Origin of the sequence: Acinetobacter portensis (assembly GCF_009372215.1) — a bacterium.
In the GTDB taxonomy this organism is placed as follows: domain Bacteria; phylum Pseudomonadota; class Gammaproteobacteria; order Pseudomonadales; family Moraxellaceae; genus Acinetobacter; species Acinetobacter portensis.
Window position 1 is genome coordinate 49,849 of sequence record NZ_LWRV01000034.1, and the last position, 11,788, is coordinate 61,636.

Consider the following 11,788-nt stretch of genomic DNA (forward strand, 5'->3'; position numbering starts at 1 on the left):
TATGGGATGAATGCGCGACAAGATATTTTTAATAAATGTAAGCAAAGACTTATTTTGAATAATAATTATTCATGAAGCTTGTGTTCTAAAGATGCATTTTCTCGATTATTGAGCAGAAAGATTAAATTCTTTTGCTGATCTTCATTTAGGTTTTCACGAATGAGTTCGAAAAAGCTTTGTGCGCTATCTAGTGGTTCTTGAAGATGATCGATGTGTTCTGAAATATCAGTTTCAATATCATCTAAATTTAAATTCAGATTTTGATAGATTTCATCGAATTCTGCTTGAAGCGTAGGTACAAGAACAGGGTGTAATTGCTGATTTTCTAATTGTAAGCATTGATAGTCTGAAGCATTTTCTAATAATTCTGTGCGATTACCTGTCACGATAATTTGCACATGTGGAAATGCTTTATTCAAGCGAGCCAAAATTGTTGCGCATTCATCTTGATCGAGTTGTTGGTCAATTTCATCTATGAGTAAAATCCCTTCGCCCTCTAAACATGGGTATAGGTTCGCAGTATTTAATAAACATAATCGACGAACAATATCACCCACCAAAGCAATCCAATTTTTTAAACTATTGGAAAGTTGTTGGAACATCATGCTCTTACCTTTATAGGTCACCATGAGTTGTAATTTGGGTAAGTATTGTAAGTAGATATTTGTGAGCTCAGGAAATATCGTAGCAAGGGTATCTTTTAAAGCGGTTAAACTTGGTGCATGCATTTGGTTGTATGCATTAATTAAAGCTGCGCTTAAATCTTGATGTGGATCTTCACCATGTTGATTGGCAATTAAACGATTCACTAAGTCTGTGGTTTGTGCATTTTCAATGTCTGAAATTTCACGAAACCATTCAAAAAAACGAGCAAAAGTGGTGTATGGAATTGTTGTAATTTCATAGGCATTTCCTGCTTGAAAAATGGCAGGATTATTTTTGCTCATTAAATTGATTTCGTGAACGAAACGCTCAGAAGGGTAATAGGCAATAAGCGGTAGACCTTGTAATGGATCAAGTTGCATCGCTTTTTGATAAAGTGTAACGAGCTTTTCTAATTTTTGAGTTTCAGCTTTGCTATAACCTGCTAAGGCTTTTGTTTGTGTTTTATAAAGTTGCCAATCACATATTTGAGTTTCAATTTCGCTTGAATTTATGGATTCAGGAAGTGAGCCAATTTCTGTTGGAATATGAACTTTAATATCAATTTTAGACTGTAGACGACCTTGTTTGATATCTTGGTCAGGCAAAACAGCACCTGCTGTTCGTGCATCTTTATAACGTGCTGAAAACCAAGTAAGCGCTAAAAAAGTAGAGCGAAGTAAAGATGTTTTACCTGAACCTTGATCACCTAAAATAAGCGTAATAGGTTTGTCGTGATAATGAAACTCTATCTTTGTGTCAGTAAAATGCGTAATGTGTTTGAATTGTATCGATTTTAATTTCATAAGATACCTGCATTAATTAACCCACAGCTTTACGTAGTGATATTGGCATTTTTATTTTGAGTTGTTGAACCAAATCGTAAATATGATGAATATTTAAGCTTAACTTAGCGCGAGTACATGCGACGTACAATAAACGTAATTCTTCATCGCTAATTTTAAAGTCTTTATCGTTCAGTCTAAATTGGTAGTCATCTTCAATATGAACACGATTCCACTCTAAACCTTTGGCTTTATGCGCTGTAGAAATAATATAGTCGGCTTGATCAATAGGTGTAATTTTCGCTAAAGCACGTTTTAGCGGATCTGTTCCATGATCATCAACGAGTTTAACCAATGGTTTGATGTCGCCACCATCGTTGGTTTCACAGTATTCGTGAACATCGTGCCAAGAATTAAACCAAGCCAACTCAGGCACATCGACAACACGTTTGCCTTGCTTGAGCATGCTTGCAGCATCCACAAATTTATTTAATCTAACATGATCTGCTTGCAAGCTGACTTTATCGCCATGAAGCAAACCTGAAAGTAAAAGTTCCATTGCACGTGCATTGGTACGACACAAAATTGCATCACGCATTTTGGTATGTGGTTTATTCACAACTTTGGAATTGAGTTGTGGATTACCCAATAACGGCACGGTTTCATTCAACGCACCTAAAATGGCATTGGCATTCAATGCAATTTCCTCACCAAAACGGAACGATGTCGTTAAGCGGGATTCGGGCAAGGGAAGTTGCTGCATGGCATTAACAGCACCTCGCCAAGCATAAATTTGCTGATGTGCATCGCCGACATAAATAACTTGTGAATTTCGCTGTTTCAGCAAAATTCCAAGCATGAGCGGGTCTGCATCTTGTGCTTCATCAAATAAAACATAGTCAGATGGAATATTTGGTTCAGACAAAGCCCAAAGTTTTAAATAAATATCGTGTCCAATTCCTGCTTCATGATTTGGATCAATCGATTCTAACCAACGACGCTCAACGGCTTTATACAAATGAATTTGTAAAGATTCAATATCATCAGGATGCAACCAACTAGGCGCTTGAATATGTCGAGGAGCAGGGTATTGCGAGCTTGTAGAACAGAAATAGCTGACGGTATTGGCAACCAAACTTGCTAATCGTGAAGGCATTAAAACGTATTTTTCATAACGCCCACCCATCATACGTCGAAGCGTAATGGGTTCTAATCGATATTCTTTGGCAATAAAACTCGGGCTTAAACGTGGTAAACGTAATTTATCGGTGATTCCACGTGGAACACTTCTATAAGCCAAAGAGTGAAAAGTTCGACACTCGACATTTCGGTGAAATTTACTTTGTGCTTCTGCGGCAATGGTTTTGTTGAAAGCGAGATACATGCCACGTCTTTGTGGCATGGCATCGCTAATCATTTGTAATGTGGTGGTTTTACCTGTGCCTGCATAGGCAATCACTTTAAAAGATTTGCCTAGACGTGCGTTATCAATCGCAGTTGCTTGTTCATAGGTCGCACTTGGTTTTTTATTTTCAGACACAGATTATTTACTTTAATTAATGCTGGCGATTCGATTTTTCAACCAAGCCAGATAAACCTTGACGACGAGCAAGTTCGTTGAGCACCAATTGAACATCTAAATCGAAGTAACCAAGCATCACAATGGTATGGAACCAAAGATCAGCGACTTCGTAAATGACATCATTTTTGTTGTCTTCATTGGCTTTTGAGTCAAAATCTTTAGCAGAAATAATGGTTTCAACACTTTCTTCACCCACTTTTTCTAAAATTTTGTTTAAACCTTTATGATAAAGCTTCGCCACATAAGATGAGTCAGGATCGGCTTTTTTACGATCTGCCATCATTTTTCCTAAATAAGACAAAACATCCACTTGTTCAGATTTTGCAGTTGAAGCATTCATTGCAAGCGTATGTGGATTTGTCGATTTCTCGCCATAAATTTGGTTCGGATCTTTAATTTGAGCGTCTACAATTTCCCAACCATTTGGCGTAAGTTTACGATAGAAGCAAGATTCACGACCTGTATGACATGCAATTCCGCCGTGTTGTTCAATTTGAAGAACAATTACGTCTGCATCGCAATCTAAACGAATTTCATGAACGGTTTGGAAATGACCTGATTCTTCGCCTTTGTGCCACAACTTATTACGCGAACGAGAAAAATAAACCGCTTGGTTTTTTTCAGCCGTTAAGGTTAATGCTTCACGGTTCATCCACGCAACCATTAACACACGACCCGTTTGATGATGCTGAGCAATGGCAGGGATTAAACCTTGTTCGTTAAATTTTACTTCATCGAGCCATTGCACATTATTCATGAGTATTTCACCAAAATATTTTCAAAAAATTAATCAATACGTCTGCCGTATCGTTTCGATAGTGTACGGCATCCACATCCTTTTAAGGAAATAAATCTTAATCTATTTTTAAAGTGTTTAGGGCAAAATCTGTATGATCTTTCGCGGGTTTTGCAATATCTGCATAATTCATTGTTTGCAACATATTCGATTTTAAGCCTGAAATCGTAATCGCCATTTCTTTGCGGAAATAGGGGATTTGATACATGCTTAAAAAGGCTAAATCTCGAATTGGCCCTGCAATTTTGGAATGCGATTGATACAGCGGTGTCAGTAATCGGCTAAAAAATTGGTAAAAACGAATGGAAGGTTGTCGATGCTGATGATAACTTTTCCAAAGTTCATTTAAGTCTAAATTGTCTTTTTGTGTTGCTATTTGGAATGATTGCCCTAAAGCCCAAGCATCCAGCAAAGCCATATTTGCTCCTTGCCCAAGTTGCGGACTCATTGCATGAGCAGCATCACCAATGACGCCAATTCTGCCTTCGCCAAATTTAGACATCACCACATCTCTATAATTGGCAGATAGCCATTTTTCTTGATTATTTTCTTCGGGAAGCACGGTTTCAAGCCATTCTGCGGCTTTACTCCATCTTTGATGAACCTGATGTAGCCACTTTTGCTGAGATGCTTTATCTAATAAAAAAGAATCGAGCTGTTCTGTGGGCATGCTCCAAAAAACACTTGAAAGTTTATTCGTACTATGTGGAATAGCACCTGTTGGCATAATGCCCATCATGGTTTGGGCTTTGTCATAAAATTGATGCAGAATTTGAGGATTTAATTCTTGGCACTCGGGCACAATAATCCACTTTGCACCCCAAGGATAAGGCTTATTTACTTTCACCCAAGCTTCGGGGCGAATAGAACTTCGTGCGCCATTGGCAACAATCACCACATCAAAAGCAGCTTCAAATTTGCCATTGCTCGATGTTCCTTTAATACGGATGTCATCTGTATTTTCATTGAGCGTATGAACATCATGCCCCATATACCAATGAATGTGATTTGGAAATTCGCGAGCTTTGCTTTCTAAAACATGACATAAGCTTGCACGATGAATACCCAGTCCGTAGAAGTTTTCATTCGCTTGTTTATAGTGACTATTTACAAGCAGTTGTCCATTGGCAAGTTGACCTTCAAGACCTGTAACAACTGTACCAAGTTGAAGCGCATGTTCTAACATACCTAAATGTTCAAACACGGCCAAACCTGAAGGTTGAAGGAGTAAACCCGCACCTACAGGATCTAGATTTTCCGCTTTTTCAAAAATACTGACTTGAATGTTTTGCTTGGCTAAAAGAATTGCAGATGCAATACCTGTTGTGCCAGCCCCAATAATGGCAATATGCTTTTTAATCATTAAATTTGAATAAATATATTTAATTTTATTGTTTTGATTATCTCGAGAATTAAGTGGGAAGTAAATTGTATTTGTATACTTAAAGTACAAGTTATGGTTTTATTATTAATCTAAACTTAAAAATAATTTCGTTTTAAAAGCGAAAAAAATTCCTTATTTTAACGAAAAGGGTAGTTTGAATGAAAAAAATGACGTTGCTTATAGCAACTGTATTTATAAGCATATTTTTAACGGCTTGTATGACAACAATGCTTTGGAACGAGAACTCAGCGACACACACAACAAAAGAATTTAATACGCTTAAAGAAGATCAAGTCTCAGATTTTGCTAAAGTTGTACAGAAAGATTCAAGTACGAATTTTTTAGTTATTGGAATAGATAATGCATATCTAATAGAAGATGGTAGTGAGGATGTTAACCAACTTTTATTATTAGGAGCAAAAAATACAAGTATTGAAATGCTTTACAGGCAAGACCAAGCTTTAGTATTAGATGTAGACTCAAAAAATAAATCTAATTATATGTTCAATGCTAATTTAGCTTTTAGATTCTCTGTGAAAAATCCAACAACAGAACAAAAAGAATTATTTAAAGCTCAGTCAGAAAGGTTTAAAACTAAGCTAGTAGAAAAGGACAATGAATTATCTTTGATTCGATACATTCCAATTAAGGGAAAGATCATCATGCTTAATGATGAAATGAAATCAACAAAACTTCAAAACATGTCGAAATCTTATAAGGTTAAAGTCGGATATTACGAGGTTCGCAGATCTTGGCATAAATTTAGTCTCATTGATAATATTATTCAAACGCCTTTTGCTTTAGTTGCCGATGCAATTATTATTCCTTTTGCAGTTGTAGGTATAGCTGTTGGTAGTGTTACTAAATAAATATCATTCTTATGAGAGTTGCTTCACTTTAAGAGGTGACTCTCTCATCTCACAAATCGTACATGAATTCAGCAAAATTTTGCTTTTCAATCATTTCTAAAAATTCATCGCCCAAACGCTGACTTTCAGAAATGCTTTGTTTCCAAAGTTGAATACGCTTGCTTTGATCTAAACCTTTTAAAGTGAAATCTTTACGGTCAGGTAAACGTCCCAAAGGCAAAGAATTTAAATATTCCTGAGATGGTGATAATAATAAAGTACGTGCTTGATTCTCAGGATTCGACTTTCTGTTTTTTAACATTTTATCGAACCACCCGGGCGTAATGCTGTCGGTGAAATGTGGATATAAAACAATGCCTTTACTTTGAAATGGTAAGTCGATGTGATAATCAATTAAACCACCATCACGGTAACTTCCTTGCGGTGCATTTGGAATATTTCGAACAGCAGACATCACCCCTGGAATTGAAGCCGATGCCATCAGCCAAGCTAAAACATTGTCATGATTCAAGGTTTGGTAATGTGTGACAAAATCATCTTCAACTTTAAATTGTTCGCCTATATTGGGCTGACTAATCACGCGTTGCATAAATAAACGATTATGTTTACGTGCAATGGCATTACTACTGACAATACCCGCAACCGAAGCAAGTAACGGTAAGGCTTTATCGCTTTGGAAAATATGCTGAGATTTTACCGAAAGAACAGTTAAGTGGTAATTAGGATGTTCGACAAGTTGTTGTTCTTTGCCTTGAATTAATTCGAGTAGCATATTGCGACAAATATCACCGACTTCTTCACGTGACATTTTATTAGTGAAATGCAAATTTGTATAAAGCTCAGAAAGTTTTTCTGTACCTTCTTTTGCACCCCAAGCCAAAATACTCGCAAAACGCCAACTGCCAATGCTTGAACCAATGACGGTTCTACGTTGTGGCGACTGCGCAAGAAAGTTGCCGAAAATAGCTTGATCTAAACCTTGTATGCCAATGCCTTTTGGACCACCTGCTGCTCCGGGAAGCGTATCCACTTGAGATGCATGTAAGCCTTCTTTTTCTATAAGTTGACGAGCAAGATGACCTGCACGAATATTTAAAGCAGGTGGTTGTTTTTTTAGAATTTGCATTACAATTTTAGATCATTACAAACATGTAAATTATTGTAGATGTTAGATATTTAACAACAATGGCAAGAGTGGTCACTTATTGACTCATGAGTCATGCTGTAATTTTTTTCGTAAAGCTAAAAAAACACCTGCTTAAAAGCAGGTGTTTTTTTATTTAAGTTATCTTTATTTAAACTATCTTTGTTTCAATCATCTTTATTTAGATACACGCCAAATTGCCAAGAAACTAGCAAGTACAATGAGTACTGTCGATACGTACCATGGTGCAATGACGGCAATAGACAGGAAAATTGCCATAATACTGCCAAAAATCCAACTGCGTTTTTGCTGATGTTCCATCTGCAAGCGCATACTTTGCAATTCTTGTAATTGCTTTGCTTGCCATGCAGATTGGTTTTTTAAACCATTTAAGCTATCAATCATTAAACTTGGTAAATCTTGTGCACCAAGAAGTAAGTCAGGAATTTGCTGACCTAATTCTTTGATATTTTTCACAGGATTCATATTGGTTTTCACCCAATCTGTCAGGATTGGTTTAGCAAGTTGCCAAATATCTAAGTCAGGATATAAGTCTGTGCCTAAGCCTTCAACATGTACTAATGTTTTCAATAAAAGCATAAGTTGAGGTGGAATTTCCAAATGGAAACGACGTGCAATATCCATCACTTCAAGCAAAATACCCGTAAAATCGAGTTCGCTCATTGGTTTTGAGACCATTGGACCAACAGTACGACGCATTTCTCTTGCTAATGTATCTTGATCTGTTCCCGGTGGAATCCAACCTGCTTGATGCACAATTTGAATGAGTTGCATGAAGTTGCTGTTCATGACAGCAAGTAACATACGTGCAACGGTCATTTGATCGTGCTTAGACAGCTCGCCCATAATGGCGCAATCGAGCGCAATATAACGTGGTTTACTTGGATTAATGGTTTCTACAAAAATATTTCCCGGATGCATATCTGCATGGAAAAAGTTATCGCGGAACACTTGGGTAAAGAAAATGGTTAAACCTTTTTCAGCCAGATCTTTACGATCCATCCCCAATTTATCGAATGTTGCGGTATCTGAAATTGGAACGCCTGTAATACGTTCAGCCACCATCACATCTTTGCTATCCATGTAAACTTCAGGCACATACATCATGCTAGAGCCTGTGAAGTAATGGCGCATACGACGTGTGTTTTCTGCTTCTAAAGTTAAATCGAGTTCTTTTAAGATGATTTGACGATAGTCTTGAATAATTTCAGATAAATGAAGCGCACGAGCAGCTTCTAAACGTTTTTCTAAGCTGTGACCCAACCATTCTAAAATTTCAAAATCTTGAATAATTTGTGCACGAATATCGGGGCGTGTCACTTTTACAACAACTTCACGACCATCGTGCAGGGCAGCAGTATGAACTTGTGCAATAGATGCTGCTGCTAAAGGTTGCTCATCGAAACGTGCAAATAGGGTTGCAACATCTGCTTTAAGTGAGTGTTGAATACGTGATTTTACAACATCTACACCGTATGGTTTTACTTGGTCTTGTAGAAGCGTGAGTTGTTTTAAAACTTCAGGTGGAATTAAATCACGACGTGTTGAAAGCAACTGTCCCATTTTAATGGCAAGTGGCCCCATATCTTCCAAAGCTTGTTTGAGCTTTAAAGGATTTTTACTTTCTTTGCTTGACCATGCAGCAGGGTGCATGCGAATGATGCTTAAAATATGTCGTGCTTTTTCAGGTAATTCATCCGCAGGGAACAACGTGTCGAGTCTATAGTGCGCTGCAATACGCCAAAGTTCGAGTAAACGTGAAACGTGCGGAATCATATATGTAATTACCTAATTTTGAGTTGTATTTTCTAATGCATCGACTTGTGTTTGAAGCTGTTGAATTTTTGCTTCAGCACGGTCTAAATTTTGTTTGAAAATGCGAGTATCTTGATTTAAATCGTCCATTTGCCAACGTGAGGCAAATAGGCCTGAATCTTCTTTCAAGGCATCTTCAGCAAAGAATGCATAACTTTGCAAAGTCTTTTTTAAATGTTTTGGCGCACGTTGAATTTTACCAATTTCATGTGCAAGGCTAGCACCAATCCAAGGACTTAAATGCGCAGCTAAATCGGGTTCAGCTTGTTGCATAATTTTTTGAATATCTTGCAATAAGTGATAATCGCCTTGTAGTGGAATGTTTCCCACTTCATCTGAAACTAAAAGTTTAAGCAGTTCAACGACATTTTTTACATGTAATGTTGCTGTTGCTTCAAAAACTTGTTGGTTTTTATCGAAAGGGCGTTGTTCAAATATTGAAGATGCTTCGCTATGACCTGTAATTGTTGGTTCTAAACGAACTTTATTTTCATCGAAGAAAACATCAACTGAAAGCTGTGGTTTATCTAAAACCACACGAAGCATTTTACCTTGAAGTTCATTGAGCTGAATGCGAGTAATCGCATCCAAATCAATGATATGGTTAACGAATCGTTCAACTGCACCAAGTGCCAGAATCGACCACATAGTCATAACCTTAAAGTTTGAAACCACGGTGAACAGCAACAACACCCGCTGTTAAGTTGTGATAATCGCAGTTTTGGAAGCTCGCATTTTCCATCATACCTTTTAAGGTACGTTGGTCTGGATGCATACGAATTGATTCTGCTAAATATTTATAACTTTCTGAGTCATTCGCAATAATTTTACCCATAATTGGTAAAGCGGTGAATGAATAGAAGTCATAAAGTTTAGAGAATGGCTCGAATACTGGTTTAGAGAATTCTAAAATAAGTAAGCGACCACCTGGCTTAAGAACACGGTACATTGCAGCAAGTGCAGCATCTTTATCTGTTACGTTGCGTAGACCAAAAGAAATGGTCAAAAGATCGAAGCTGTTGTCTTCAAATGGTTCTAAAGTTTCAGCATTGGCAAGAACGAAATCGACATTGGTGCAACCTGCATCAATTAAACGATCACGACCTACATTCAGCATAGATTCGTTAATATCTGAAAGTACAACATGACCTGTTGGACCGACTTCACGACTAAATACTTTTGCTAAATCGCCTGTGCCGCCTGCAATATCAAGTACACGTTGACCACGACGAACGCCAGACATGTTAATTGCAAAGCGTTTCCAAAGACGGTGAATACCAAATGACATTAAGTCATTCATGATGTCGTATTTGCTTGCTACAGAATGGAATACTTCAGCAACTTTTTGCGCTTTTTCTTCACTATTGACAGTTTGATAGCCGAAATGTGTTGTTGCACCTACATTGCCTGTATTTGCACCACGTGGAAGATTGTATTTAGGTACAGCACTAGAACCTGTTACAGGTGTATCTGAAGCAGGAAGTTCTAAAGATTGTTGTTGACCTTGTGGCGCACCTTGAGGAAGTGGCTCGGTTAGAAAAGGACTCACTTTGTCTGTTTGTGCCGACGCAGAAGAAGAGGTAGGCGTTTGATTTTCATTCGACATTTGAGTCACTCCTAACATAAGAATAGGGTTAATTTTGCAGTGCTAGCATGATGACAGATTCTAAGTCGATGTACAGCAATCAGCGTGCAATTGTTATGAATAATATACAGGAAAATAAAGCTTAGACTTATTTCCCCTTTAAATAGTTTTGTCCATTATTGAAATGGATTTAAATCGCCTGCATGAACTTTATCAACAATTTGTCGTTCAATTGCAGTAAATTCTTTTACAAATTTCTCTGCCGACTTTAACGGTTTTAGCGCCAAAAAGCCATCTTGCATAAAGTCATACATAATGTCGAAGTGGTATTTAGCCGCAGCACCTTTACACATTTTAAATGCAGCTTGAACCATAAATGAGCGCATGTATTTGTCTAAACTGATGCCTAGCTCATCGAGTAAGCGTAGTTGTTTTAAACGGTTTTCACCTTGATTGAGTTTTAAATAGGTGAGGCGCATCATTTCATCGCTTAGTGCAGGATTATTTGGATAATCTTCAAGTAATTGAATAGCCACTTCCTCATCTAACTGAACGGCTAAAATGGCTAATTTTACGCCTGATGTTCCTGTTTTAATTGCATTTTCAGGAATGAGTTTTTCGGCTTTATGTGCATATTTTACAATTCGTGCAATTTGCCCTGCAAGTGCATCGAAATCTGGTCCGCCATACAGTCTATTTAAAAAATATTCTGACATTAAAATATTTTGCTTTTCTGCAAATTGTTTTGCATGTGTGCGTTGTATTCGTTGTTTTTGCCATGCTTGAACGTCTTGCAGGCGGTAAAAAATGTCCTGATTTTTATGGTATTTCAGTTGGTAGTAAAGTTCTAAAAGCTCATCTAAAACAGCAAGTTTAGACATGTATCGTCTCAGGTGATGTACTTAATAGGCGAATTTTAATTGTTGTTGGCTAGATTCGCTATGGTTTGGAAGAAAAAAGTCATGAATTGGTGCGTCAGTGTGTGTTTTAAATAAACAAAGAAATTTGTTGATGACGGTTGTTGTGGTGTGATTGATTTAGTCAAATAGAGCTGTTTAATAATTTTTTTAAAAAAGCCTAGATTGATATGTTTGAACATTTAATATATTGATTTATTTATTAATAAAAATATTTTTCATAACATGGGCGAATTCAAACATGAGGT

At 37.2% G+C, this 11,788-nt stretch carries 10 protein-coding genes; 1 reads left to right on the plus strand and 9 read right to left on the minus strand.

What is annotated here, in order from left to right; all coding sequences use genetic code 11:
- Positions 1-65 precede the first annotated feature (65 nt).
- From A6M14_RS02390 to A6M14_RS02405, 4 genes are all read right to left on the minus strand, one after another.
- Complete coding sequence (locus A6M14_RS02390; protein ID WP_152873382.1) at positions 66-1,448, minus strand: AAA family ATPase; 1,383 nt, start codon at positions 1,446-1,448, stop codon at positions 66-68.
- Positions 1,449-1,464: 16 nt separating this feature from the next.
- Positions 1,465-2,967, minus strand: coding sequence for a UvrD-helicase domain-containing protein (locus tag A6M14_RS02395; RefSeq protein ID WP_188110837.1), 1,503 nt, complete (start codon positions 2,965-2,967; stop codon positions 1,465-1,467).
- Between the two features lie 16 nt (positions 2,968-2,983).
- Positions 2,984-3,766 (minus strand): bifunctional phosphoribosyl-AMP cyclohydrolase/phosphoribosyl-ATP diphosphatase HisIE, encoded by a 783-nt coding sequence (hisIE, locus tag A6M14_RS02400; protein WP_152873384.1) that lies wholly within the window; start codon positions 3,764-3,766, stop codon positions 2,984-2,986.
- Between the two features lie 97 nt (positions 3,767-3,863).
- Positions 3,864-5,168: an FAD-dependent oxidoreductase gene (locus tag A6M14_RS02405; RefSeq protein ID WP_152873386.1), complete on the minus strand. Its 1,305-nt coding sequence runs from the start codon at positions 5,166-5,168 to the stop codon at positions 3,864-3,866.
- 179 nt (positions 5,169-5,347) lie between these two features.
- Here A6M14_RS02405 and A6M14_RS02410 point away from each other — a divergent pair, with 179 nt between their 5' ends.
- Positions 5,348-6,058 carry a hypothetical protein gene (locus A6M14_RS02410; protein ID WP_152873388.1) on the plus strand — a complete coding sequence of 237 codons (711 nt, stop codon included), beginning with the start codon at positions 5,348-5,350 and terminating at the stop codon, positions 6,056-6,058.
- A gap of 49 nt (positions 6,059-6,107) precedes the next feature.
- On the opposite strand, the gene A6M14_RS02415 is transcribed toward A6M14_RS02410, so the two are convergent.
- The 5 genes from A6M14_RS02415 to A6M14_RS02435 all read right to left on the minus strand — a co-directional run bounded on the left by A6M14_RS02415 (position 6,108) and on the right by A6M14_RS02435 (position 11,504).
- A complete protein-coding gene (locus A6M14_RS02415; RefSeq protein ID WP_152873390.1) occupies positions 6,108-7,184 on the minus strand; it encodes a patatin-like phospholipase family protein in 1,077 nt (358 codons plus the stop codon).
- Positions 7,185-7,379: 195 nt separating this feature from the next.
- Positions 7,380-8,999 (minus strand): ABC1 kinase family protein, encoded by a 1,620-nt coding sequence (locus A6M14_RS02420; protein ID WP_152873392.1) that lies wholly within the window; start codon positions 8,997-8,999, stop codon positions 7,380-7,382.
- Positions 9,000-9,011: 12 nt separating this feature from the next.
- A complete protein-coding gene (locus A6M14_RS02425; RefSeq protein WP_152873394.1) occupies positions 9,012-9,686 on the minus strand; it encodes a ubiquinone biosynthesis accessory factor UbiJ in 675 nt (224 codons plus the stop codon).
- A gap of 10 nt (positions 9,687-9,696) precedes the next feature.
- Positions 9,697-10,644, minus strand: coding sequence for a bifunctional demethylmenaquinone methyltransferase/2-methoxy-6-polyprenyl-1,4-benzoquinol methylase UbiE (gene ubiE, locus A6M14_RS02430; RefSeq protein WP_152873396.1), 948 nt, complete (start codon positions 10,642-10,644; stop codon positions 9,697-9,699).
- Positions 10,645-10,799: 155 nt separating this feature from the next.
- The gene (locus A6M14_RS02435) at positions 10,800-11,504 is read right to left on the minus strand and encodes a DUF8198 family protein (RefSeq protein ID WP_152873398.1); all 705 of its coding nucleotides are present in this window, start codon (positions 11,502-11,504) and stop codon (positions 10,800-10,802) included.
- Positions 11,505-11,788: the final 284 nt, after the last annotated feature.